Here is a 22,049-nt window from a genome sequence, read left to right on the forward strand (position 1 = left end):
CCGCCTCCCCTGCCCCCTCCGCGACCACCCCCCCCCCCACGTTGGGATTGCGCCCCCCGGGGGAAGGGGCCTTCCACGCAAAGGGGCCAGTATTGCCAATGAATTCCTCGGATCATTCCAGTTCGCTCAGCCGCCCCTCGATAAACCGCCGCTCCGGCTCTTGCCGGGTCAGTTCCAGTGCTCGCCGATACGCCGCCCGCGCCTGCTCCACCCGACCCAACTGCCGACAAAACTCCGCCCGCGCCGAATGCGCCAGGTGGTAATCCTGCAACTCGCCGCGATCCAGAATTCCCTCGATCAGCGTCAGCCCGGCCAGCGCCCCATCGCGCTTGGCCACCGCCACTGCGCGGTTCAACTCGATCACCGGCGACGGTACCGCGCGCAACAGCACGTCATACAGCCCGACGATCTGCTGCCAGTCGGTTTCTGCCGCTGACGGCGCTTCGGCATGCACCGCGGCAATCGCCGCTTGCAGGCAATACGGCCCGAACCTTCGGGTGGTCAGCGCCCGCTCCACCAGCGCACAACCTTCAGCAATCAACCCGGCATCCCAGCGCGAGCGATCCTGGTCATCCAGCAGGATCAATTCTCCGCTGGGTGACGTGCGCGCCGGCCGCCGCGACTCATGCAACAACATCAACGCCAACAGGCCCATGACCTCCGGTTCCGGCAGCAACTCCATCAGCAACCGCCCAAGCCGAATCGCCTCGCGGGTCAGATCCTCACGGGTCAGCTCGGCGCCCATCGATGCCGAATAGCCTTCGTTGAACACCAGATAAATCACCCGCAACACGCTGTCGAGGCGCTCCGGCAACTCGCTCAGACTCGGTACTTGATAAGGGATTTTGGCGTCACGAATCTTCGCCTTGGCACGGACGATGCGCTGGGCAATCGCCGCCGGTGCCGAGAGAAACGCGCGGGCGATTTCCTCGGTGGTCAGGTCACAGACTTCACGCAGGGTCAGCGGCACTTGCGCATCCGCCGCCAGCGCCGGGTGACAGCAGGTGAAGATCAGCCGCAGGCGGTCGTCTTCCACGTCTTCGCCACTCCAGTCGGCCTGTTCCAATTCTTCGAGCTGCGCCAGCAACAGCGGCTGCGAGGCCTTGAACCGGGCGCGCCGGCGCAATACATCGATGGCCTTGAAGCGCCCGGTGGACACCAGCCAGGTACGCGGGTTGTCCGGCACGCCATCGCGCTGCCAGCGCTCGACCGCGACGAAGAACGCCTCGTGCAAGGCTTCCTCGGCGAGGTCGAAATCCCCGAGCAGACGAATCAGGGTCGCCAGAATCCGCCGCGAGTCTTCGCGATAGACCTGCTCGACCCGCGCCCGGACTTCAAACATTCAACTGCCGCACCGGACGCACTTCAACGCTGCCGACCCGGGCCGCCGGAATGTTACCGGCGACCTGAATCGCTTCGTTGAGATCCTTGGCATCGATCAGGTAGAAACCGGCCAGTTGCTCCTTGGTTTCAGCGAACGGGCCATCGGTGATCGACAGCTTGCCGTTGCGCATGCGCACGGTGGTCGCGGTCTGCACCGACTCCAGCGCTTCGGCCGCGACCATCCGCCCGCTGCCCTGAATCGACTCGGCGTAGGCCCAGCACTCGGCGTCTTCCGGGCTGTCGGGCGAGGTGTGCAGCAGGCGCTCATCGCTGTAGACCAGGCATAAATACTTCATGGTTTTCTCCTGATTCGAACGGATCAACTATGGCTGAAGATCAGGGTTGTACATCGAACAGCGTGCTGCCGCTCATCGGATCGAACGGTGCCGACCAGTGCTCGTGAGCGATTTTCCACGTCCCGCCGACCTGCCGATAGCACGCGGTGGCGCGCATCCAGCAGCTCTGGGTTTCGCCCTTGTCGTTGGTGCCGCCGCAATGCGTTACCCAATGGGCGAAGGCGAGGTTGTCGGCGGTCTCGATGGCGATCTCGTGAAACTCGAAAACGTGCGGGCCGGAACACATCTCCATGCAGGCTTCCCAGTGGGCACGGTAGGCCGCTTTGCCCTTGAATTGCAGGGCCTTGATCGCATCGAAGGAGACGATGTCGTCGGTGTACAACGTCATGACCTTGTCGACGTTCTTGGTCATTACCGCGTCGCGGTAGGTATTGATCAGGGTCTGGATTTCAGTCTGTGCGCTCATGGTGTTCTCCGTGTTTTTTGTGCTGAAGACACCCTTAGTCGTTCGGCCATCGTACGGATCGACAGACGAAACAAAAAATTTCTGCCGAACACAAAATCGCTAGAATCCGAGGCTCATCTTTGTAGGAAAAAGGAAATTCCCGTGTCAGCCCAACTCGTGCCGTACGACAGCCTGAACGCCTTGCAGCGTCAGCAAGTCGAGGCGATTGAAATCCATCCCGAGCAGATCAAGTTCTCCGGCGACATCCATGGCGCGCTGCACACGCTGCTGTCCAGACCCGGCCCCGGCGTCAAAGGTTTCGCGCTGCTGGCCGATCAGGTGCCGGTGGCTTTTCTGCTGCTCAAGCGCCCACCGGTGTTGCCGGACTGGGCCGATGAACACAGCGCCACCCTGCACGCCTTGCAGGTCGATCACCGGGCGCAGGGCAAAGGTTACGGCAAGGCTTGCCTGCAGGCGCTGCCCGAGGTGGCGCGTGAAGCATGGCCGGAGATCAAGGGGCTGGAACTGTCGGTGGATGCCGATAACGATGCCGCCATCGCGCTGTACGCCAAACACGGTTTCGTCGACAGCGGCGAAGCGTACAAGGGCCGGGTCGGTTACGAACGGCGTATGGGACTGTTTTTCTAAATCATCGAGGGATGCACGATGATCGATTCAATCGAAGCACTGGAAGCTATTTACGGCCTGCCCCACGACCGCGCGGTGCGCAAGCAGATCGGTTTTCTCAACGAGGATTATCAGGCGATGGTGCGCCTGTCGCCGCTGGTGATCGTCAGCTCGGTGGGCGCCGACGGTCTCGACAATTCGCCGCGCGGTGACAAAGCCGGGTTCGTGCGGATCATTGACCAAAACACCCTGGCCCTGCCGGACCGCCCGGGCAACAATCGCATCGATACACTGCGCAATGTGCTGCACGATCCACGGGTGTCGTTGCTGTTCATCATTCCGGGCATTGGCGAGACCTTGCGGGTCAATGGCACCGCGACCATCAACGCCGATCCTGAGCTGCTGGAAAGCTTTGCGTTGAACGGCAAACCGGCGAAAACGGTGTTGCTGGTGACGGTAGAGGCAGCGTTTTTCCACTGCTCGAAAGCCTTTGTGCGCTCTGACGCCTGGAACCCGGAAACCCACCTGCCGCGCTCGGCCCTGCCCTCTGCCGGCGCCTTCCACAAGCGCCTGAATGACGGGCAGTTTGACGCCGAGACCTACGACCGCGAAGCACCAAAAAGAGTAAGCGACACTCTCTACTGACACCTATCAACGAGTCACCACTGCTCCCCTGTGGGAGCGGGCTTGCCCGCGAAGGCGTCGTGTCAGATAAATCATTGGCAACTGACACACCGCCTTCGCGAGCAAGCCCGCTCCCACATTTGGGCTTGCAGCGATTTTCAGAGGGTCAGAATCATCTCGTGCCACGCCATCCCGCCGTGATCCGACTCCGACGGCTTGATGTAGGCAAAGCCGAACCCGGCGTACAACGGAATGTGCTGTTCCTTGCACATCAAGTGAATCGTCGCCTTGTCCATCCCGCGCATGCGCTCGATGAACTCGGCCATCAGTCGCTTGGCCAAACCCTGGCCCTGATAGTCCGGGTGCACCACCACCGACATGATCACCACGTTCGGCCCTTGCGGGTCGTGACCGATCAGCTCCTTGAACGCCTCGTCGGACATTTGCACATCAAACGCCGCGCCCGAGTTGATGAACCCGGCGACTACGCCGTCTACTTCGACGACGATGAAACCCTCGGGCCAGGTGGCGATGCGCGTGGCGATCTTCTCGCGAGTGGCGGCTTCATCGCCTTCGTAGGCAACGGTTTCGATCGCGTAGCAGCGGTCCAGGTCGGCGGCGGTGACGTTGCGGATGACGGTGTTCATGGCAGCTCGAAAATCAGCGGAGAAAAGTGCGCAAAGCATAAAGGAATAAGGTGTTCATATCGATCCGCGCCAGGGGTGTAAAGCCTGCGTATAAGCGCTTTTCTTCGTGCCGGTGACAGGCTATTCCTGCGGTGTGTCTCTGATCATCCTTGGGGGTAACCGCTTATGAGCAGCGTTGAAATCGGCCTGTTGATGGTGTTGGGCATCAGTACGTTCGGCTTTATCACCTTGGGCATCGACCTGTTGCGGGCGCGACGGCTGGGCAAGGGCAAACGCGGTTGAACAGCATGAGGCGGATCAGTGATCCGCCTCATCGTCATGGGCTCAGGCTTTGCTGTCGACTGGGACGCAGATTTCCAGTTTGCCGGTGTGCAGTCGCGGATTGAAATCGGCGCTGTAGCGTTCCAGTTCCGGGGCATTCAGTTCCACGTAATGGGAAGTCGGTAGCCAGGTCTTGTAGATGTATTGCAGGGTTTGGGGCAACTGGTCGAGCGGTCCCTTGTGCTCGAACACCGCGTACTGCCGGGGCAGCACTTCGACCCACTGATAGACCTTCTGGTCGAGGTCATCGAGCTTGCTGATTTCTACCCCTGCGATGTAGTCGAAGCCACCCTTGCCGTCGAAATTGCTGCAGACGCCGTAGGTCACTTCGTTCTTTTGTCCCGGTATGTTTCCCAAGTGCGGCAAGAACTTTTCCCACAGCGCGGGGATGTCCTTGGTAGCAGTGCCCTGGGTAAATCGACCACGAAATCCCGCGATCAGCAGGAAGTGTCCATGTTCGAAGCGAGGTTCCGCCACTTCGACGCGTTTTTGCTCATCCATGACTCGACTCCTGGAACAAAAGTAGGGGTTCGGCTGCTGAGTATAGAAGCCAAACCCGATTCGCAATGTCACAAGGCGTGCAACTGGTCGGCGGCCCCGGAGCCAACGAACTCGTTATAACCGGATACGATCACGTAAACCGCGAAATAGCAGAAGATTGCCGCCGATGCCATGTAGGAGTAGCGCAGAAGCTTGTCACCCAGCAACTTGCCGCCGTGGCTCGCGGCAAAGCACAGACCGGCCGACCACAGCAGACCGGCGCAGAGGAAACCACCGAGGAACAGCGCCGAACTCACCGGGCCACCGCCACCGGAACGGGCGATAAGAGTGCCGCCAACTGCGGCGAACCAGAGGATCGCGCTCGGCGAAGACATGGCGAGGAAGATCCCGCGAAAGAACTCCTTGCGATGCGAGTTCTGCCCCACCTCCGCCGTCGCTGCCAGCTGCGCTTCGTGATGAATCGCCGAATAGATCATCTTCGCCGCGAAATAGATCAGCAGCGCCGACCCGCCGATCCACAGCACCCAGCGCACGCTTTCGTACTGCAGCAGCACGGTCATCCCGGCCAGCGCCAGCACTGCGTAGATCAGGTCGCCGACGCAGGTGCCGAGGCCCAGCGCGAAGCCCTGAAAGTATCCGCGCTGCATCGCCAGAGTGATCATTGCGATGTTGGCCACGCCGATGTCCAGGCACAGCGAAAGGCTCAGCAAGAAGCCACTGGTGAATTCCATCTACCGATTTCCTTGGGAAAAATTTGTTTGCATGCAGGCTGGACAGCCTGCCATCACAGCCCTTATCTTCCGCCACAGGTCACCGCAGTGACCAGCGTCGCTCGGACGGTTCCGGGCGCTTACGTTATCCGAGGCAACAATGGCTGAACAAGGTTCGCCGCGCCGCTTTGCGCGCATAGATCGACTCCCCCCTTACGTTTTCAACATCACCGCCGAGCTGAAGATGGCCGCGCGGCGTCGTGGTGAAGACATCATTGACTTGAGCATGGGCAACCCCGACGGGGCCACACCGCCGCACATCGTCGAAAAACTCGTACAAGTTGCCCAACGTGAAGACACCCACGGTTACTCCACGTCCAAGGGCATTCCGCGCCTGCGTCGGGCGATTTCCAACTGGTACAAGCAACGCTACGCGGTCGACATCGACCCGGAAAGCGAAGCCATCGTCACCATCGGTTCCAAGGAAGGCCTGGCGCATTTGATGCTGGCCACCCTGGATCAGGGCGACACGGTGCTGGTGCCGAACCCGAGCTACCCGATTCACATCTACGGCGCAGTGATTGCCGGCGCCCAGGTGCGTTCGGTACCGCTGGTGCCCGGCGTGGACTTCTTCGATGAACTGGAGCGGGCGATTCGCGGTTCGATCCCCAAGCCGAAAATGATGATCCTCGGTTTCCCGTCCAACCCCACCGCGCAGTGCGTGGAGCTGGATTTCTTCGAACGGGTGATCGCCCTCGCCAAGCAGTACGACGTGCTGGTGATTCACGACCTGGCCTACGCCGACATCGTCTACGACGGCTGGAAAGCCCCGTCGATCATGCAGGTACCCGGCGCCAAGGACATCGCGGTGGAGTTTTTCACCCTGTCCAAGAGCTACAACATGGCTGGCTGGCGCATCGGTTTCATGGTCGGCAACCCGGAGCTGGTCAACGCCCTGGCGCGGATCAAGAGCTATCACGACTACGGCACCTTCACTCCGCTGCAAGTGGCGGCGATTGCCGCGCTGGAAGGCGATCAGCAATGTGTGCGCGACATCGCCGAGCAGTACCGCCAGCGCCGCAACGTGCTGGTCAAAGGCCTGCATGAGCTGGGCTGGATGGTCGAGAATCCGAAGGCTTCGATGTATGTCTGGGCGAAGATTCCCGAGGCGTACGCGCATCTGGGTTCGCTGGAGTTCGCCAAGAAGCTGCTGGCCGAGGCCAAGGTCTGCGTCTCGCCGGGGGTGGGTTTTGGTGAGTATGGCGATGATCACGTGCGCTTCGCGCTGATCGAGAACCAGGACCGGATTCGTCAGGCGGTGCGCGGGATTCGCGGGATGTTCCGGGCGGATGGCCTGGCCCCGAAAACCACTGCCTGACACCTCCCACAGGGGTAATGCATTCATCCTGATATCGTCGGGCACAAAAAAACCGCATCGCTGCGGTTTTTTTGTGTCTGCAAGAAGCTGCTTAGACGAACAGCGACAACAGCAGGATAAAGCCCAGGCCCACCACCGACAGGATGGTTTCCATCGCGGTCCAGGTCTTGAAGGTTTCGGCCACGGTCATGTTGAAGTACTGCTTCACCAGCCAGAAACCGGCGTCGTTCACGTGGGACAGAATCAACGAACCGGCACCGGTGGCCAGCACCAGCAGCTCACGGTTAACGCCCGGGATCATCCCCACCACCGGCACCACGATGCCGGCGCCCGTGATGGTCGCCACGGTGGCCGAACCGGTGGCGATACGAATCACCGCCGCCACCAGCCATGCCAGCAGAATCGGCGAGATCTGCGCGCTGACTGCCATGTGGCCGATCACGTCGCCCACACCACTGGTCACCAGCATCTGCTTGAAGCCACCGCCAGCACCGATGATCAGGATGATCGCGGCGGTCGGCGCCAGGCTCGCGTCCAGCCACTTGAGCATCTGCTGCGAACCGATGCCCTGCTTGTGACCGAAGGTGTACAACGACAGCAGCAAGGCCAGCAGCAGTGCCGAGATCGGGTGACCGATCATGTCCATCCAGGTGCGGAAGAAGTGACCGTCCGGCAACGCGACGTCAGCGAAGGTTTTCAGCAGCATCAGGAACACCGGCAACAGCACGGTAATCAGGGTGATGCTGAAGCTCGGCAACTTGGTTGAGTCGTCGCTTTCACGGGCCAGTTGATCAACCAGTTCCTGATTCGGGTGACCGGGGATGTGCTTGGCGATGAAGGTACCGAAGATCGGACCGGCAATGATGGCGGTCGGCAGCGCGACGATCAGACCGTAGAGAATGGTCTTGCCGATGTCAGCGCCGAACACGCCGATGGCCAGCAGCGGGCCCGGGTGCGGTGGCACCAGACCGTGTACGGCGGACAGACCTGCGAGCAGCGGGATACCGATCTTGATGATCGACACACCGGTGCGGCGGGCAACGATGAACACCAGTGGAATCAGCAGCACGAAGCCGATTTCGAAGAACAGCGGGATACCGACGAGGAACGCGGCGAACATCATTGCCCACTGCACCTTGTCCTTGCCGAAGGCGCGGATCAGTGTCTGCGCGATCTGATCGGCACCACCGGATTCGGCCATCATTTTGCCGAGCATGGTGCCCAGCGCGAGGATGATGCCGACGAAACCGAGCACGCCACCGAAGCCGTCCTGGAACGCCTTGATGATGGTGCCGATCGGCATGCCGGACGTCAGGCCGAGGAACGCGGCCGCAATGGTCAGCGAGATGAAGGGGTGAATCTTGAATTTGGTGATCAGGATAATCAGGCCGATTACCGTGACCACTGCATCGAGCAGCAGGTAGGCGTCGTGGGACATGCCAAACATTGGGGGTGTCTCCTGGCTTGTTGTTGTTATTAAAGCGGGTTAAACAGAATTCGTGAGGACAGCGCTAGCTCTTTCAACACACTCATACCGCCTGTTTCAAACCGTGGGCCTGCCACCAGACGTGCGCCTGGGCCGCCAGTTCTTCAACGCTGTGGATCGAAGCATTCAGCGCCAGGGTCAACGGCTCACCTACCGGCGATTCGAGGGTGGCGAACTGGCTTTCGATCAACGTTGCCGGCATGAAGTGTCCCGGGCGATGGGACACGCGGTCGGCGGCCACTTCAGGGGTCAGCTCAAGAAACACGAAGCCCAGGCCCGGCAAGGCACTGCGTAGCACTTCGCGATAACTGTGTTTAAGGGCCGAGCAGGTCAGCACCGGGCGTTTACCCGATGCATCGACGCGACGCAGTTCATCGCACAGGCTGTCGAGCCAGCCGGCACGGTCGTCGTCGTTCAAGGGGATCCCCGCGCTCATCTTTTCGATGTTGGCGGCCGGATGAAAAGTATCGCCTTCAATGGCAGTGGCGCCGCTCAATTGGCACAGGGCCTCGCTGACGCACGTCTTGCCGCAACCGGCAACGCCCATGATGACCAGGGCGGTGATGGGATGACTCATATAACACCTCAGCGCGCAGACAGCGCTACCTTTGCTAGCTATGACTCTAGTGCACAGGCAGAAGTTGCCGACGCCTTCTTGTCGTTTTTTTGGGTTGCAGCAGGTTTGTTCCCAACGCCAAAAAGCGAAGATCAGGCAGGACCTCGCTTACGCATTTGCAGCTGCATCAGGACAGCGCTACCTTAGTGCCTTGATTTTTGTTTGGCAAGCCGCCCGATGACCACCCCTAAAAACGATAAAAACACTCGCACCACCGGCCGTCCCACCCTTAATGAAGTTGCCCGCCTCGCCGGCGTGAGCCCGATTACCGCCTCCCGCGCCTTGCGCGGGGTCAGCACGGTCGCCACGGAACTGGTGGAAAAAGTGCAGAAAGCCGCGCTTGAACTCAACTACGTGGTCAACCCTGCCGCCCGCGCATTGGCCTCGGCGCAGAGCCATTCAGTGGTGGTGCTGGTGCCATCGCTGTCCAACCTGTTGTTCATCGATACGCTGGAAGCCATTCATCGGGTGCTGACACCCAAGGGCTTCGAAGTGCTGATCGGCAACTTCCACTATTCGCGCGATGAAGAAGAGAACCTGCTGCGCAACTACATGGCTTATCAGCCGCGTGGTTTGCTGCTGACCGGGTTTGATCGCACGGAAAGTTCGCGGCGGATGATCGAGGCCAGCAATATTCCCTGCGTGTATATGATGGAACTAGACAGCGCCGCCGGCGTGAATTGCGTGGGTTTCTCCCAGCTCAGCGCCGGCGAAACCGCGGCCGAACATTTGCTCTCGCGCGGTCGCAAGCGTCTGGCCTACATCGGTGCGCAACTCGATCAGCGCACCTTGTTGCGCGGTGAAGGTTTCCGCAAAGCCCTGCAGAAGGCCGGGCGCTACGACCCGGATCTGGAAGTGCTGACGCCGCGCTCCTCGTCCGTGGGCCTGGGCGGTGAGCTGTTCCTGCAACTGCTGGCAGCGCATCCGGATGTGGATGCGATCTTCTTCGGCAACGACGACCTGGCGCAGGGTGCGCTGCTGGAGGCGCTGCGCAACGGGATCAAGATCCCCGAGCAGGTGGCGATTCTCGGCTTCAACGACTTGCCGATGTCCGAACACATGGTGCCGCGCCTGAGCAGCATTAACACCCCGCGTGAAGCGATCGGCCGGCGTGCGGCGGAGCAGATGTTGACGTTGATGGCGGGCAACAGCGTGGCGCGGCCCGTTGAAGATATGGGTTTTGAATTGAAGATTCGCGAGAGTACCTGAAACCTCCTACAAGGATCGCCTGCACACTGCAAAATCCTGTGGGAGCGGGCTTGCTCGCGAAAGCGGTGGATCAGTCAGCACATACTTTTCTGACACACCGCCTTCGCGAGCAAACCCGCTCCCACAGGAGGTCTGAGTCGGGTTCTGTGGCTGAGCAGTTCGACGAGCGCCAGCGCGCCCTTCTGCAGCGGCTGGCTCTTGAGCCACACCGCGTGCACCGGCAGTACCAGGCCGTTTTCGATGTTGCGAAAATTCAGTCGCTTCAAGCGCCCGCTGTCCAGCCACGGCTGCACCACCGACAACGGGAAATTGCCCCAGCCCAGCCCTGCCTCGACCATCTCCAACGCGGTCTCCAGCGTGTCGGTGCGCCAATGCGATTCGGCCACCAGCGGCCGGGTTTCGCTGATCGGCAAGTCGCGGCTGGCGACGAAGATCTGCCGCACATGTACCAGGTCTTCAAGAAACAGATCCTGCCCCTGTAACAGCGGACTGTCCGCTGCGAGCGTGGCGATCATCCGTTCGCTGCCGACAAACTGAAAACGCTCCAGCACGTTCATGCTCAACCCGGCGAACGCCAGACACACGCTGACGCGGCCACTGTGCAGCATCGCCAGCACATCGTCCTGCGGCGCGGTCAGCACTTCGATGTCGAGCAACGGATGACGCTCGGCAATCACCTTGATCGCGGCGAGCAAGCGGCGCCGGTCGATGTCCGCGACCACGCCAATCGACAACTTGCTCTCCAGCCCCAGGGACAACTCCACCGCGTGCACCTGCAGTTGCTTGAGCTGCTCGGCGATCAGCCGCGCGTGGGGCACCAGTGACAGCGCCATGGCCGTCGGCTGCGGTTCGCGGTGGCTGCGGTCGAACAGCGGATAGCCAAGCTCCGCCTCCAGATTGCCGATAGCCATGCTCACCGCCGACGGCACCCGCCCCAAAGCGCGGGCGGCTGCGGAGAACGAACCACGTTCGATTACCGCGAGAAACAGTTCGATGCTGTCGCTGTTGAAATTCACTTCACCTACCTATCACCAAAACTGAAAGCTTCTGACTTTTTCTGTCACGTCTATTGAAGCTATCTTTCGCCGCCTTCGCCAGTCCCGCTGGCCATCGAGTTCAATACAGAGGCAAATCCCCATGCAAGGCGTCAAACGCAAACTGGTCTATGTGTCGCTCTACGAAGTGATCGGCATGACCTTCTCCGCCCTCGGCCTGGCACTGTTGTCCGGCACGTCGCCCGGCAGCACAGGCCCACTGGCGGTGATCATCACCACCATCGCCGTGACCTGGAATTTCATCTACACCTCGCTGTTCGAGCACTGGGAAAGCCGCCAGAAATCGCGCACCCGCACGGTCAAACGGCGCGTCGCTCATGCAGTCGGTTTTCAGCTGACACTGATCGTGTTCCTGATCCCGCTGATCGCCTGGTGGATGAATATCAGTCTGGTGCAGGCGTTCCTGCTGGATCTGGCACTGATCATCTTCATCCCGTGCTACACGTTCGCCTTCAACTGGCTGTTCGATCGCATTTTCGGCTTGCCGACGTCGGCGCTGCCCGATTCGACCGCTGCGGCATAAATCGTTAATTGGTAAGCAGTTATTGCAAGAAATCGGCGGGTCTCCGCGGCTAACCGCCGAAATTCACAATCCGTGAACTCCGATAGCAGGCTAAGCTTTTCCATCAATAAAAAAATGGATCCGCAGATGACTGCTCACGCCCCCGCCGCCGCGCAACGCGACGGCATCGACCCGATACGCGCCGCCGAGATTTCCGCCCGCATCGACCGCCTGCCCGCCGTCGCCACGATCTGGCGATTGGTCGCGTTGTTGTCGATTGGTGGTTTCTTCGAACTCTACGATTTGTTCCAGACCGCCTACATCAGCCCCGGGCTGATCCGTGACGGGATCTTCGCCACCGGCAATCAGGGCGTGTTCGGCTTCTCCGATCAGGCAGCGTTCGCGTCGGCGACCTTCCTCGGCCTGTTCCTCGGCGCCAGCCTGCTCAGCCCGTTGGCCGATCGATTCGGCCGTCGCGCGATCTTCACCTTTGCGCTGGTCTGGTACACCGTGGCCACGGTGCTGATGGGGATTCAAAGCTCGGCGCTGGGGATCATATGCATGCGCTTTCTGGTGGGCATCGGCCTCGGTATCGAGCTGGTGACCATCGACGCCTACCTCTCGGAGCTGGTGCCCAAACGCATGCGCAGTTCGGCGTTTGCCTTCGCGTTTTTCGTGCAGTTTCTCTCGGTGCCAGCAGTGGCACTCATGTCCTGGTGGCTGGTGCCGCAGGCGCCGTTCGGTGTGTCCGGCTGGCGTTGGGTGGTGTTGGCGAGCGCGGTGTTTGCACTGTTCATCTGGTGGCTGCGCAAGCGTCTTCCCGAGTCGCCACGCTGGCTGGCGCAGCACGGGCGGTTCGATGAAGCGAACAGGATTCTCGACGACATCGAAGCCCGCTGCGAGAAGGATCATCGCCAACCGTTGGACGCTCCAGAAACGGTGCCCGTCGATGTCGAGGGCAAGGGTCGTTTCGCCGACATCTGGCAACCACCATATCGGCGTCGCGCATTCATGCTGATCGTGTTTCACGTGTTCCAGGCGATCGGTTTCTTCGGTTTTGGTAACTGGCTGCCGGCGTTGCTTTCCGGCCAGGGTGTGAGCGTCACCCACAGCCTGATGTACGCGTTTATCATCACCCTCGCCTACCCGCTCGGGCCGTTGCTGTTTGTGAAGTTTGCCAACCGTTTCGAGAACAAGTGGCAGATCGTCGGCTCGGCCCTTGGCGCCATGACTTTCGGCACCTTGTTCGCGTTGCAGACCAGTGCCTTCGGCCTGATCTTCTGCGGGGTGATGATCACCTTCTGCAATGCCTGGCTGAGCTTCAGTTATCACTCGTACCAGAGCGAACTGTTCCCGACCAACATCCGTGCCCGAGCGGTGGGTTTCTGCTATTCGTTCAGCCGTTTGTCGACGGTGTTCAGCAGCCTGCTGATCGGGCTGTTCCTCGACAACTTCGGCACGCCCGGGGTGCTCGCGTTCATTGTCAGCAGCATGCTGATCGTGATGCTGACCATCGGCTGGTTCGGCCCGCGCACGCGCAATCTGGCGCTGGAAAACATTGCCCACCGCTGAGGCTACACGGTCATCCTCTGCCGCCCGACGGCAAGGGATGACCGCTTTGTTGCACATGCCAGAGCAGTAACGCGTTGAAATAAAAGAATTTTCTTTAAAGGCACGGTAATTGCTCGGATATGCCCGTCAGCAATTATCCAAAGGTCTCCATCATGATGTTGGTCAGTGCCAAACAGCAGCAGCTCATCCACCTGCCCAAGCGGCTGGCGGATGATGCGACCACGACCGCCGCTGCCGGTCTGCAAAGCGGCCTGCACGGCGCCATGCTGCAATCGCTGCAGAACCAGGCCCAGTCGCAGGCCACCGACGCGACCTCCAGGGTCGAGGATTCGGCCACGCAGATCGCCACCCAGCAAGTGGCCGCCGCCACGCGCATCAGCGATAACGTCGACGAAGCCTTCGCCAAGACCCGTGTCGGCCTGCAAACCACCGACGCCACCGCGGCCGGCACCACCACCGGGACCTCGGCCACTGACGCGTTCAAGGACTACATGAGCAAGTCGCCGGAACAGCGCCTGCGCGACAGTATCCTTCAGAGCATGGGCATCACCGAAGACGACATCAAAGCCATGCCGCCGGAGAAACAACTGGCTATCGGCAAAGAGATCGCCGAGCGTCTGCAGGACAAAATGAAGCTGGCGCAAGCGGAAAAAGACAACGTCAATGACGTCAAAGACAGCGACAAACTGGCGGACAAGTTCCTCGCGGCGCTGTGATCTGAAAGTTGCTTAGAAACCAATGTAGGAGTGAGCCTGCTCGCGATAGCGATACATCAGTTACTTATCCAGTGACTGACGCACCGCAATCGCGAGCAGGCTCACTCCTACCGTTGTTGATGGGTGTCAGTTTAGTTGCAACGTCGCATTGAACTGCCCGATCGCATCCACCACATGCCGTGATCCCTGCTGAATCTCCAGAATCACCTCCCCCGCCTCGTTCGCCAGTTCCACACCCAGCCCGGTGCGGCTCAGGCTCGACTGCATGCTCGACACCGCGCTCAGCGACAGGTCATGGTTTTTGCGCACCACTTCGACAATCTCCAGGGTCGCCTGACTGGTTCGTGCTGCAAGACTGCGCACCTCGTCCGCCACCACCGCAAAACCGCGTCCGTGTTCACCGGCTCGTGCCGCTTCGATGGCCGCGTTGAGCGCCAGCAGGTTGGTCTGGTCGGCGATGCCGCGAATGGTCTGGACGATGGTGCCGATGATGTCCGACTGCTTGCTGACCGCATCAATGCTCAGCGCCGCTTCGTTGAGGTCGCGGGAAATGTCCTGAATGATCTGCACCGTCTGCTGCACCACCTGTGAGCCTTTTTGCGCGCAGGCGTCGTTCTGTACCGAGGTGCTGTGGGCCGATTCCGCGGCGTTCTGCAGCGTAGTCATTTGTTGGGTGATGTCGCTGGCGAACTTCACCACCTTGTACAAACGGCCCTTGGTGTCGAACAGCGGGTTGTACGAGGCTTCGAGATAAACCATCTGCCCGGACTTGTTCTTGCGTTCGAAACGGTGCGAGTGATATTCGCCGCGATTGAGCGACGCCCAGAACGCCTTGTACTGCGCCGATTCGGATTCGGAACGGTGACAGAACATGCTGTGGTGATGGCCAACGATTTCGTTGAGCGAGTACTGCATGGTTTTCAGAAAGTTGTCGTTGGCGGTAATCACATTGCCCTCGGGCGTGAACTCGATCACCGCCATCGAACGGCTGATCGCCGCCAGCATGCTTTCCTCTTCGTGTTCTTTGTTGACCCGGGCGGTGATATCCGACGCGACCTTGATGACACTTTTTACTTGTTTGTCCGCGCCGTACACCGGCATGTAACTGGCTTCCAGCCAGATCTCCTTGCCGGACTTGTTCAAGCGCAGAAACGTGCCGCTGATCGGCTCACCCCGGGCCAGGTCGCGCCACAACTTGGCGTACTCCTCGCTGCGGTAAAACGCTTCTTCGCAAAACACCCGGTGATGTTTGCCGCGCACTTCCTCGGCGCTGTACCCCATGGTCTTGCAGAAGTTTTCGTTGGCATCCAGAACAATGCCTTCGGGGGTAAATTCGATCATCGCCATGGAGCGGCTGATCGCTTCGAGCTTGGCGTTGGCTTCGGTCAAGGCGCAGCTGAAACGCTCGATTTCCTGCAGGTCAGCCTTGTGATGTAGGTTGAACATGGTTGTATCACCTTCCGCGCGGTCTTTTGATTTGATGAAAGTCAGGTCTTTCAGCATCCACCACTACGTTCCACAGAACAGGCACACGCATTCCTCCACGGGAGGAAGTTGTCAGGTGATAAATGATGTTTAATCCGAGGGTCCATGCAGCGACGCTCTAATCAAGACATCCTTCTCTTGATAGCCCAGCAGCGGGCCAGCCCTAACGTGCAGAAAACTTCCATGTACAACTTGCTCCTTGTTGGTTCAGTGTCCGGTGCCTTGGGTTGCGCACTCTGGCAGCGTTGAAATCACGGCTAACAGATGACGGTCGACATAGTTAGTTACAGCTAGCATAGCCATCGCCATGCCGTGCGCAAGGCCACTAGTCGGCCAGTATCTGGCACTTTTTGCACAAGAAACGGTTCAGCGAGCTGTCGCGACCGCCGTCTCCGCCACCAGATCCAGCAACGCCTGCACCGTCGCTGACGGCGTCTGCCCCGCAGGCAGCACCAGCGAAAAGACCCGTTCGATACGTGGCTGCAGGGCAATCACGCGCAAGCCCTGGCGCTCGGCCGGCAAGGTCATTTCCGGCACCAAGGTCACGCCGAGGTTTTCCCGCACCAGAGTGAAGGCGCTGCTCCATTCACGCACTTCGACCCGCACATCCTGCAACTGCAACCCGGCCTCGGCGGCGAGGCTGCGGGCGTTGGTCGAGCAACCGCCGGTGGCCAACACAAAAGGCAGCGCCGTCAGTTCTTGCAGGCTGACGCCCTGCTCGGTTCCTCGCAGCGCCAGCGGATGCCCTGCCGGCACCACCGCTACCCATTCATCCCGACCCAATGGCCCGGCGTTACGCTCGGGTGCCGGGTTGAGCACCACGCCAACATCCACCAGACCGGCCGCGAGCAGGGTTTCGACCTCATCGTCGCTGACCTCCAGCGCCACCACTTCGATCCCCGGGAACAGCCGATTAAACTGGCGCAACAGCGGCGGCAGAAAACTCGCCAGCACCATGGGAAAACTCGCCAGACGAATTGTCCCGCGCAGCATCGGGCGCACGCTGTCGACGGTCTGGCGAATGGTCTCCAGCGCACCGAGCATCAGCCGCGCCTGTTCGATCACCGGCCGGCCGATGGCGGTGGGCAGGGTCTGTCGGCTTTCGCGGCTGAACAGCTGCACGCCAAGGGTTTCTTCCATCAGCGCCAAGGCCTGGCTCGCGCCGGACTGGGTCATGCCGACCCGCTCGGCCGCGCGGGTGATGTTGCCGTGATCGGCGACGGCGACCACCAGCCGCCAATGCATCAGGTTCATCATGGCAGTAGCTGTCCTTATGGCAGGTTTCTGAAAGATTAATTTTACCGAGGGTGCGGCGCACTATGACACTGGCGCCAATTCCTCACCAGAGAGCTGCCGATGAAGCTGTATTACGCCCCGCAAGCCTGTTCACTGGCGCCGCACATTGTGTTGCGCGAACTGAAGCTGCCCTTCGTGCTGATCCGCGTCGACAATCGCAGCAAGCGCACGGCCAGCGGCGAAGACTTTCTCGCGATCAATCCCAAGGGCTACGTCGCGGCCCTGCAACTGGACGACGGCGCGGTACTGACCGAAGGCCCGGTGATCCTGCAATATCTGGCGGATCTGCAACCACAATCGGGACTGGCGCCAGCACCCGGCAGTTTTGAACGGCTGCGTTTGCAGGAGTGGCTGAATTTCATTTCGAGCGAGATCCACGGCGGTCTTGGTGCGCTGTTCGATGAGCGGCTGCCGGCCGAGGTGATCAAGGAGAAGTTGTTCAAGCGTTTTGCGGTGTTGGTCGCAGTGCTGGAGCAGCAGGAGTATCTGCTGCCGAGCGGCTTCAGCGTGGCGGATGTGTTGCTGTTTGTGGTGTTGCGTTGGGCCGGGTTGTTCGGGATCGAACTGGCGCAGTGGCCGGCACTGGCGCGGTTTCAGGCGCGGATTGAGCAGCGGCCGACCGTGGCGGCGGCGTTGGCTGCGGAAGCGGTGTAAGTCTTTAGATCATTCGCGAGCAAGCCCGCTCCCACACTGGATTTGTGGCGTGCACGCCCCCCTGTGGGAGCGAGCCTGCTCGTGAAGGCATCAGTTCAAACAACACCGATCAACCGGGAGAAACTCAAAGTCCCGCCGTCACCTTGCTCGCCACCTCCCCCGGTGCCCACGCCTGCCACACCTGCGGCTGATCACGCAAAAACGCTTCGGCGACCTGCCGTGGTGGCTGGCGTTTTTCGCTCATCCCGGCCAGCGTCTGGTTCAGCAGATCAATCGGCAAATCGACTTTCTCGAAGAACGACACCAGCTCCGGGTATTGCGCCTTGAACGGCGCCGACACGCCAATCGCCAGGCTGGCCGGCATCGAGCGTGTGCCCTTGGGATTCGGGTTGTTGGCATCGGCCAGGGTTTTCCAGGCTTCAGCATCGAACGGCGGCTCTTCGAGCTTCACCAGTTTGAAGCGCCCGAGCAACGGCGTCGGTGACCAGTAGTAGAACAGCACCGGTTTGCCGCGTTTGATTGACGACGCCACCTCGGCATCCAGCGCCGCGCCGGAGCCGGTGCGGAAGTTGACGTAGCTGTCGGTCAGCGCATAGGCCTTGAGCTTCTGGCTGTTGACGATCTCCGAAGTCCAGCCGGTCGGGCTGTTGAGGAAGCGTCCACGGCGCGGGTCTTCCGGGTCGCGGAACACGTCCTTGTAGCGCGGCAGGTCGGCCACCGATTTCAGCTCCGGAGCCAACGGTTTGATCCCGCGCTCGGGGTCGCCCTTGATCACGTATTCCGGCACCCACCAGCCCTCGGTCGCGCCCTTGACCGTGTCGCCAAGGCCGAACACCTTGCCTTCATTGGCAGCCTTGACCCACGCCGGACTGCGCCCGGCCCATTCCTCGCCGATCACCTGAATATCGTTTTTCGCCAGCGCCGCTTCCAGGCTGACGGTGCTGCCCGGCAGCGTGTCGGTCGGGTAGCCGTAACCTTTTTCGACGATCAGGCGCAGCACTTCGGTGATGAAACTGCCGCTTTCCCAAGTGATGTCACCGAAGTGGATCGGTGCGGTCTTTTCCGCCGCCGAAACAGCGCCGACGCTCAGGCTCAGCGCCAGCAACGAACGGCCAAGCAGGGTTTTGATCGATCTCATGCGGACCTCTTGTCTGTCAGGATTTGGTTGGCGCTGTGGCGATCGCACAGGGCTTGGGAGCGGCTCATGTAAACGCTGACCGAACGCTGGGAGATGCCCAATTCGGCGGCGATTTGCGGATAGGTCAGGCCATCGATCCGTGCCAGCAGGAAGGTCGAACGGACCTTGCCCGGCAGGCGTTGCAGGCTGTGATCGAGGCGTTTGAGGGTCTGGCTCAGTTGCGCGAGGTCTTCAGGCGAGGTGGCAGCATCGATGTCGACCTGCTGCGCATGCCGGCGCTCCAGATCCGCCCGGCGCCAGCGCTGATAAAGCAAGCGCTGAGCAATCGTGGTGAGCATCGCGCGGGGTTCGCGAATCGCCGTGATACTGGGCGCCTGAAGCAATTGCGCGAAGGTTTCGGCAGCGATGTCTTCCGCGCCTGCGGCGTCGTGCAGATGTCGGCTCAGGTAAGTGCACAGCCAGCGGTAGTGCGCGCGGAACAGTGCGTCGAGATGATTGCGGTGAACGGTGTCGGCGCCGGACATAAGGGCTCCTGGGTAAGGGGTCGCTGAATGTCCGGTGATCCGGTGGCGCGATCGTAGCAAGGCGCCTTATGCATTAATAATATTTATATTTCATTCTTATATTCTTTTTGGAGATATAAGGCTGTTCAGCGCAAGCGGCCGTAGCCCAACTCTTCAGCCTCACGTTGATAGTCGAGCAAGATCTGATAATCGCTTTCGCTGGCGGGCAACACTTCAGGCAAGCCGAGGATCTGCGCCACATCAGGCAATTCACGCAACGCCTGATTCATTACCCGGCGCAACTGTTCGATCTGCTCATTCGTGGCAGTCGCGGCGGTGATAAACGGCAACGTCGGGCTGAACGCACTACGCGCCACAACCCGCAAACCGCTGACTTCTTGCGGCGCATGCTGAGCGAGGCAGGCATAAGTCACGCTGTCGATCGCCGCCAGATCGGCGCGCGCTTCACGCAACCAACGCAGACTTTCACGGTGCGCCCCACTGATGGCGACCGTGGCGAAAAACTGCCCGTCGCGGTGCAACGGCGCCAGACGCTGGCGCAACAGGTTCATGCCGCTGTTGGAATCTTCGCTGTTGATCACCCCGCGACTGCCGCGAAAGTCCGCCAGGGTTTTACGCGTATCGTCGGCGCGGCTGAGGATCAGGCTGCAGTGATTGCCGGCGCTGGCGTCGGGCAGTTCGTAGCGTGGACGTCCGACGATGCGCACCTGATCGCGCAGCAAGGTCATCAGCGGATAGCCGCAGGTCTGGGTCAGTAGCAGATTCGGCGATAACCAGAGCTCGGGGAGCGACAGGCTTGCGGCGTTGAGGCGGGAATGGCCGAGGTGTTCGAGAATGCGTGAGATCCAGCGTTCGTTGGCCAAGCGGATGGGCTCAGGGGCGGTGTACATCAGCAGTTCGAGATGGTGTTGGGTCATACACGTTATTTCCCTGCAAATACTTACCCCTGTGGGAGCGGCGGTGCGACGATTCGACTTGCTCGCGAAAGCGGTGTGTCAGACACCAGACATCTCACTGTTCTACCGCATTCGCGAGCAAGCCCGCTCCCACAGGGGTTTTGTGGTGTTTTTGAGGTTAGTGGTAAGGATGTTGCGGACTGTCGATCGGCTTCAAACCGTGCTGCCGCCACAACTGCCCATAACCCTGCACCAGAAACCCGCCACTGCGCGCCACCCATTGTTCGCGGCGCATCCGGTAGGCCGCCGGCAAGTCGTACCACGCCAGCCCCGGCAGGTCGTGATGCACCAGATGAAAATTCAGATTCAGAAACAGCCAGCGCCACGGCCAGCCGGCTTCGTTAAGCACGGTGCGCTGCTCCGGCTGAACGTGCGGGCGGTGTTCATAGTAGGAGCGGATCATCGCGATCGACAGTGCCGGCACACTGATCAGCAGCAGGTAATGCCAGACCGGCAACACGCTGAAGCGCGCGATAAACCACAGCATCAACACGCTGAACGCACCATGGGTCAGCCACATCAGCCAGGCCTGACGCTCGCGGTTTTTCAGGCGTTGCAGTTCTTCGGCAGCCAGCGCGATCAATCCCAGCGGCGCACCAATGATGAAGCGGCCGATTACGGTTTTATTCAGCCAGTGCAGGCTGCGTTCGAACAAGGAACTGCCCTGCCAACGCGCGGCCGTCAGATAACGGCTTTCCGGATCGATACCGGGCACAGTCAGGTGTTCATCGCGGTGATGCAGCAGGTGGCTGTCGCGATACAAGGTATACGGGTACCACACCGCAAAAGGTGCATAACCGAGGATTTTATTGAAAAGCACCGAGCGGGTCGGGTGCCCATGCAGCAATTCATGCTGCACTGACAACCACAGCACCAGCAGCGGAATGAGCAGCAATGTGCTCAAGCCGCGACCGAGCCAGTGGCTGTTGAGGATGATTGCGAACCAGCCGCCATACACGCCGATCAGCAGCAGCCACGTCGGCCACTCGGTGCGGGCAGTGAAGCGCTGGCGCAGGGTTTCGATCTGCTGGCGATGGTCGGCGTCGAAGTAATTCGGCATGGCGTGGCTCGGAACGGGAATCTTCCCCTTCTGTGCAACGAAGCCGAGCAATCTTGCAGATTATTTTTGCGCTGAAACGGGAGCCCGGGGGACGGGCTCCCGAAGGACGTGATCAATGACCGAAAATATCGACCTTCTTGGCTTTCTTCTCTGCACGCTTTTCAATCGCCGTCTTCACCGGTTTCTTCTTCGCGGCTTTCTTTGAATCCATACCTTTGGACATGATGCGTACTCCACTCACAGGGATGTAGGCTCAGGTATACACCTATCGCGCGGCGCGCGTTCTTTTATAATCGGCGCTTTGCCCGCCCCCAGTCCGATCCCATGCCCGATACCCGATACGTCCTGCTCGACGAGCCTTTGTGGCCGTTGATGAACAAGTTTTACCGCAGCCACCAATCGTCGATGAAGGCGGTGCGCGATGCGCAGTTATGGGTGGCCCGTCGAGAGGACATCGTTGCCGCATTGTGCTTGCGGCCGGTGGCGGGCGGGTACTGGTTGACCGGATTGTTTGTTGATCCGGGTTGCCGTGAGCAAGGGATTGCCGGAGAGTTGATCACGGCGGCGGTTAAGGATTTGCGGGAGCCGGTATGGCTGTTCTGTCATCCGGACTTGCGCGGGTTTTACGAGCGGCGCGGTTTCAGTTTCGATCCCGCCCTGCCCTACGCACTGGCCGAGCGGTTGAGCCGGTATGCGCGGAGCAAGCCGATGATTGCAATGGGGCTGGAACCACATTCAACCTAAGATCACAGATACCCTTGTGGGAGCGCGGTGTGGCGCCCGGGCGCGGGGTGGGGGCGCGGCGCCACAACGGCGCTGCGCCGCCCCCCCAGGGAGCACCGGCCCCC

24 protein-coding genes and 1 pseudogene are annotated in these 22,049 nt (G+C 60.5%); 9 read left to right on the forward strand and 16 right to left on the reverse strand.

Going from position 1 to position 22,049, the window contains the following annotated elements; all coding sequences use genetic code 11:
* Nucleotides 1–112 precede the first annotated feature (112 nt).
* From LVD08_RS25750 to LVD08_RS25760, 3 genes are read right to left on the reverse strand one after another with little or no spacing between them, the layout of a single operon-like run.
* The gene (locus LVD08_RS25750) at nt 113–1,342 is read right to left on the reverse strand and encodes an RNA polymerase sigma factor (protein WP_247269590.1); all 1,230 of its coding nucleotides are present in this window, start codon (nt 1,340–1,342) and stop codon (nt 113–115) included.
* Entirely contained in the window at nt 1,335–1,679 is a 345-nt protein-coding gene (locus LVD08_RS25755) for a YciI family protein (RefSeq protein WP_007969364.1), read from the reverse strand. Before LVD08_RS25755 ends, LVD08_RS25750 begins: the two co-directional genes overlap by 8 nt.
* A gap of 40 nt (nt 1,680–1,719) precedes the next feature.
* Nucleotides 1,720–2,145, reverse strand: a complete 426-nt coding sequence (locus tag LVD08_RS25760; RefSeq protein WP_027612596.1) for a YybH family protein — start codon at nt 2,143–2,145, stop codon at nt 1,720–1,722.
* 141 nt (nt 2,146–2,286) lie between these two features.
* Between LVD08_RS25760 and LVD08_RS25765 the strand changes: the two genes are divergently transcribed.
* Both LVD08_RS25765 and LVD08_RS25770 read left to right on the forward strand, forming a co-directional pair.
* Nucleotides 2,287–2,772 (forward strand): GNAT family N-acetyltransferase, encoded by a 486-nt coding sequence (locus LVD08_RS25765; protein WP_098965211.1) that lies wholly within the window; start codon nt 2,287–2,289, stop codon nt 2,770–2,772.
* Nucleotides 2,773–2,790: 18 nt separating this feature from the next.
* Nucleotides 2,791–3,396 (forward strand): pyridoxamine 5'-phosphate oxidase family protein, encoded by a 606-nt coding sequence (locus tag LVD08_RS25770; protein ID WP_247269591.1) that lies wholly within the window; start codon nt 2,791–2,793, stop codon nt 3,394–3,396.
* Between the two features lie 137 nt (nt 3,397–3,533).
* On the opposite strand, the gene LVD08_RS25775 is transcribed toward LVD08_RS25770, so the two are convergent.
* The 3 genes from LVD08_RS25775 to LVD08_RS25785 all read right to left on the reverse strand — a co-directional run bounded on the left by LVD08_RS25775 (nt 3,534) and on the right by LVD08_RS25785 (nt 5,575).
* On the reverse strand, nt 3,534–4,022 hold the full coding sequence (locus LVD08_RS25775; protein WP_247269592.1) for a GNAT family N-acetyltransferase: 489 nt from the start codon (nt 4,020–4,022) through the stop codon (nt 3,534–3,536).
* A 324-nt stretch (nt 4,023–4,346) separates the two neighbouring features.
* Nucleotides 4,347–4,844 (reverse strand): GyrI-like domain-containing protein, encoded by a 498-nt coding sequence (locus LVD08_RS25780; protein WP_247269593.1) that lies wholly within the window; start codon nt 4,842–4,844, stop codon nt 4,347–4,349.
* A gap of 68 nt (nt 4,845–4,912) precedes the next feature.
* Complete coding sequence (locus LVD08_RS25785; RefSeq protein WP_095137081.1) at nt 4,913–5,575, reverse strand: LysE family translocator; 663 nt, start codon at nt 5,573–5,575, stop codon at nt 4,913–4,915.
* Nucleotides 5,576–5,714: 139 nt separating this feature from the next.
* Between LVD08_RS25785 and alaC the strand changes: the two genes are divergently transcribed.
* Nucleotides 5,715–6,932, forward strand: a complete 1,218-nt coding sequence (gene alaC / locus LVD08_RS25790; RefSeq protein WP_095137080.1) for an alanine transaminase — start codon at nt 5,715–5,717, stop codon at nt 6,930–6,932.
* Between the two features lie 91 nt (nt 6,933–7,023).
* Here the strand turns inward: alaC and LVD08_RS25795 are convergent, their stop codons facing one another.
* Both LVD08_RS25795 and LVD08_RS25800 read right to left on the reverse strand, forming a co-directional pair.
* Nucleotides 7,024–8,379 carry a GntP family permease gene (locus LVD08_RS25795; protein WP_027612590.1) on the reverse strand — a complete coding sequence of 452 codons (1,356 nt, stop codon included), beginning with the start codon at nt 8,377–8,379 and terminating at the stop codon, nt 7,024–7,026.
* Nucleotides 8,380–8,461: 82 nt separating this feature from the next.
* Nucleotides 8,462–8,995, reverse strand: coding sequence for a gluconokinase (locus LVD08_RS25800; protein WP_027612589.1), 534 nt, complete (start codon nt 8,993–8,995; stop codon nt 8,462–8,464).
* Nucleotides 8,996–9,211: 216 nt separating this feature from the next.
* On the opposite strand from LVD08_RS25800, the gene LVD08_RS25805 reads away from it, so the two are divergent.
* Nucleotides 9,212–10,243 (forward strand): LacI family DNA-binding transcriptional regulator, encoded by a 1,032-nt coding sequence (locus LVD08_RS25805; protein WP_047295927.1) that lies wholly within the window; start codon nt 9,212–9,214, stop codon nt 10,241–10,243.
* 74 nt (nt 10,244–10,317) lie between these two features.
* Here LVD08_RS25805 and LVD08_RS25810 read toward each other — a convergent pair whose 3' ends face one another.
* On the reverse strand, nt 10,318–11,259 hold the full coding sequence (locus LVD08_RS25810) for a LysR family transcriptional regulator (protein WP_247269594.1): 942 nt from the start codon (nt 11,257–11,259) through the stop codon (nt 10,318–10,320).
* 121 nt (nt 11,260–11,380) lie between these two features.
* Here LVD08_RS25810 and LVD08_RS25815 point away from each other — a divergent pair, with 121 nt between their 5' ends.
* From LVD08_RS25815 to LVD08_RS25825, 3 genes are all read left to right on the forward strand, one after another.
* On the forward strand, nt 11,381–11,821 hold the full coding sequence (locus LVD08_RS25815) for a PACE efflux transporter (protein ID WP_247269595.1): 441 nt from the start codon (nt 11,381–11,383) through the stop codon (nt 11,819–11,821).
* Between the two features lie 126 nt (nt 11,822–11,947).
* On the forward strand, nt 11,948–13,372 hold the full coding sequence (locus tag LVD08_RS25820) for an MFS transporter (protein ID WP_247269596.1): 1,425 nt from the start codon (nt 11,948–11,950) through the stop codon (nt 13,370–13,372).
* Between the two features lie 155 nt (nt 13,373–13,527).
* Entirely contained in the window at nt 13,528–14,088 is a 561-nt protein-coding gene (locus LVD08_RS25825) for a hypothetical protein (protein ID WP_139054368.1), read from the forward strand.
* A gap of 126 nt (nt 14,089–14,214) precedes the next feature.
* Here LVD08_RS25825 and LVD08_RS28360 read toward each other — a convergent pair whose 3' ends face one another.
* The 3 genes and pseudogenes from LVD08_RS28360 to LVD08_RS25835 form a co-directional block, all read right to left on the reverse strand.
* The gene (locus LVD08_RS28360; RefSeq protein WP_256214240.1) at nt 14,215–14,754 is read right to left on the reverse strand and encodes a methyl-accepting chemotaxis protein; all 540 of its coding nucleotides are present in this window, start codon (nt 14,752–14,754) and stop codon (nt 14,215–14,217) included.
* Nucleotides 14,755–14,757: 3 nt separating this feature from the next.
* Nucleotides 14,758–15,591, reverse strand: a pseudogene (locus LVD08_RS28365) (PAS domain-containing protein); the annotation flags it as partial.
* Nucleotides 15,592–15,939: 348 nt separating this feature from the next.
* Nucleotides 15,940–16,830: a LysR family transcriptional regulator gene (locus LVD08_RS25835; RefSeq protein WP_247269598.1), complete on the reverse strand. Its 891-nt coding sequence runs from the start codon at nt 16,828–16,830 to the stop codon at nt 15,940–15,942.
* A 99-nt stretch (nt 16,831–16,929) separates the two neighbouring features.
* On the opposite strand from LVD08_RS25835, the gene gstA reads away from it, so the two are divergent.
* Nucleotides 16,930–17,523, forward strand: a complete 594-nt coding sequence (gstA, locus tag LVD08_RS25840; RefSeq protein ID WP_247269599.1) for a glutathione transferase GstA — start codon at nt 16,930–16,932, stop codon at nt 17,521–17,523.
* 124 nt (nt 17,524–17,647) lie between these two features.
* Here the strand turns inward: gstA and LVD08_RS25845 are convergent, their stop codons facing one another.
* The 4 genes from LVD08_RS25845 to LVD08_RS25860 all read right to left on the reverse strand — a co-directional run bounded on the left by LVD08_RS25845 (nt 17,648) and on the right by LVD08_RS25860 (nt 21,201).
* Nucleotides 17,648–18,661 (reverse strand): ABC transporter substrate-binding protein, encoded by a 1,014-nt coding sequence (locus tag LVD08_RS25845; RefSeq protein WP_247269600.1) that lies wholly within the window; start codon nt 18,659–18,661, stop codon nt 17,648–17,650.
* Nucleotides 18,658–19,185 (reverse strand): sigma-70 family RNA polymerase sigma factor, encoded by a 528-nt coding sequence (locus LVD08_RS25850; protein ID WP_247269601.1) that lies wholly within the window; start codon nt 19,183–19,185, stop codon nt 18,658–18,660. The genes LVD08_RS25845 and LVD08_RS25850 overlap by 4 nt, the downstream gene beginning before the upstream one ends.
* A gap of 125 nt (nt 19,186–19,310) precedes the next feature.
* Complete coding sequence (locus LVD08_RS25855) at nt 19,311–20,102, reverse strand: phosphate/phosphite/phosphonate ABC transporter substrate-binding protein (RefSeq protein ID WP_247269602.1); 792 nt, start codon at nt 20,100–20,102, stop codon at nt 19,311–19,313.
* Nucleotides 20,103–20,259: 157 nt separating this feature from the next.
* Nucleotides 20,260–21,201, reverse strand: coding sequence for a fatty acid desaturase (locus tag LVD08_RS25860; protein WP_247269603.1), 942 nt, complete (start codon nt 21,199–21,201; stop codon nt 20,260–20,262).
* A 324-nt stretch (nt 21,202–21,525) separates the two neighbouring features.
* Between LVD08_RS25860 and LVD08_RS25865 the strand changes: the two genes are divergently transcribed.
* Entirely contained in the window at nt 21,526–21,945 is a 420-nt protein-coding gene (locus LVD08_RS25865) for a GNAT family N-acetyltransferase (RefSeq protein ID WP_247269604.1), read from the forward strand.
* Nucleotides 21,946–22,049 lie beyond the last annotated feature (104 nt).

The sequence above is a fragment of the Pseudomonas sp. YL2 genome, from assembly GCF_023063025.1.
Taxonomy (GTDB): Bacteria; Pseudomonadota; Gammaproteobacteria; order Pseudomonadales; family Pseudomonadaceae; genus Aquipseudomonas; species Aquipseudomonas putida_A.

Bases quoted from the DNA above. Each gene is read 5' to 3' on its own strand.
- LVD08_RS25800 (WP_027612589.1), bottom strand. From the start codon at position 8,995: ATGAGTCATCCCATCACCGCCCTGGTCATCATGGGCGTTGCCGGTTGC.
- LVD08_RS28360 (WP_256214240.1), bottom strand. From the start codon at position 14,754: ATGACTACGCTGCAGAACGCCGCGGAATCGGCCCACAGCACCTCGGTA.
- LVD08_RS25835 (WP_247269598.1), bottom strand. From the start codon at position 16,830: ATGATGAACCTGATGCATTGGCGGCTGGTGGTCGCCGTCGCCGATCAC.
- LVD08_RS25780 (WP_247269593.1), bottom strand. From the start codon at position 4,844: ATGGATGAGCAAAAACGCGTCGAAGTGGCGGAACCTCGCTTCGAACAT.
- LVD08_RS25785 (WP_095137081.1), bottom strand. From the start codon at position 5,575: ATGGAATTCACCAGTGGCTTCTTGCTGAGCCTTTCGCTGTGCCTGGAC.
- LVD08_RS25755 (WP_007969364.1), bottom strand. From the start codon at position 1,679: ATGAAGTATTTATGCCTGGTCTACAGCGATGAGCGCCTGCTGCACACC.
- LVD08_RS25760 (WP_027612596.1), bottom strand. From the start codon at position 2,145: ATGAGCGCACAGACTGAAATCCAGACCCTGATCAATACCTACCGCGAC.
- LVD08_RS25750 (WP_247269590.1), bottom strand. From the start codon at position 1,342: ATGTTTGAAGTCCGGGCGCGGGTCGAGCAGGTCTATCGCGAAGACTCG.
- LVD08_RS25795 (WP_027612590.1), bottom strand. From the start codon at position 8,379: ATGTTTGGCATGTCCCACGACGCCTACCTGCTGCTCGATGCAGTGGTC.
- LVD08_RS25850 (WP_247269601.1), bottom strand. From the start codon at position 19,185: ATGTCCGGCGCCGACACCGTTCACCGCAATCATCTCGACGCACTGTTC.
- gstA (WP_247269599.1), top strand. From the start codon at position 16,930: ATGAAGCTGTATTACGCCCCGCAAGCCTGTTCACTGGCGCCGCACATT.
- LVD08_RS25855 (WP_247269602.1), bottom strand. From the start codon at position 20,102: ATGACCCAACACCATCTCGAACTGCTGATGTACACCGCCCCTGAGCCC.
- alaC (WP_095137080.1), top strand. From the start codon at position 5,715: ATGGCTGAACAAGGTTCGCCGCGCCGCTTTGCGCGCATAGATCGACTC.
- LVD08_RS25820 (WP_247269596.1), top strand. From the start codon at position 11,948: ATGACTGCTCACGCCCCCGCCGCCGCGCAACGCGACGGCATCGACCCG.
- LVD08_RS25845 (WP_247269600.1), bottom strand. From the start codon at position 18,661: ATGAGATCGATCAAAACCCTGCTTGGCCGTTCGTTGCTGGCGCTGAGC.
- LVD08_RS25770 (WP_247269591.1), top strand. From the start codon at position 2,791: ATGATCGATTCAATCGAAGCACTGGAAGCTATTTACGGCCTGCCCCAC.
- LVD08_RS25825 (WP_139054368.1), top strand. From the start codon at position 13,528: ATGTTGGTCAGTGCCAAACAGCAGCAGCTCATCCACCTGCCCAAGCGG.
- LVD08_RS25805 (WP_047295927.1), top strand. From the start codon at position 9,212: ATGACCACCCCTAAAAACGATAAAAACACTCGCACCACCGGCCGTCCC.
- LVD08_RS25865 (WP_247269604.1), top strand. From the start codon at position 21,526: ATGCCCGATACCCGATACGTCCTGCTCGACGAGCCTTTGTGGCCGTTG.
- LVD08_RS25860 (WP_247269603.1), bottom strand. From the start codon at position 21,201: ATGCCGAATTACTTCGACGCCGACCATCGCCAGCAGATCGAAACCCTG.
- LVD08_RS25815 (WP_247269595.1), top strand. From the start codon at position 11,381: ATGCAAGGCGTCAAACGCAAACTGGTCTATGTGTCGCTCTACGAAGTG.
- LVD08_RS25775 (WP_247269592.1), bottom strand. From the start codon at position 4,022: ATGAACACCGTCATCCGCAACGTCACCGCCGCCGACCTGGACCGCTGC.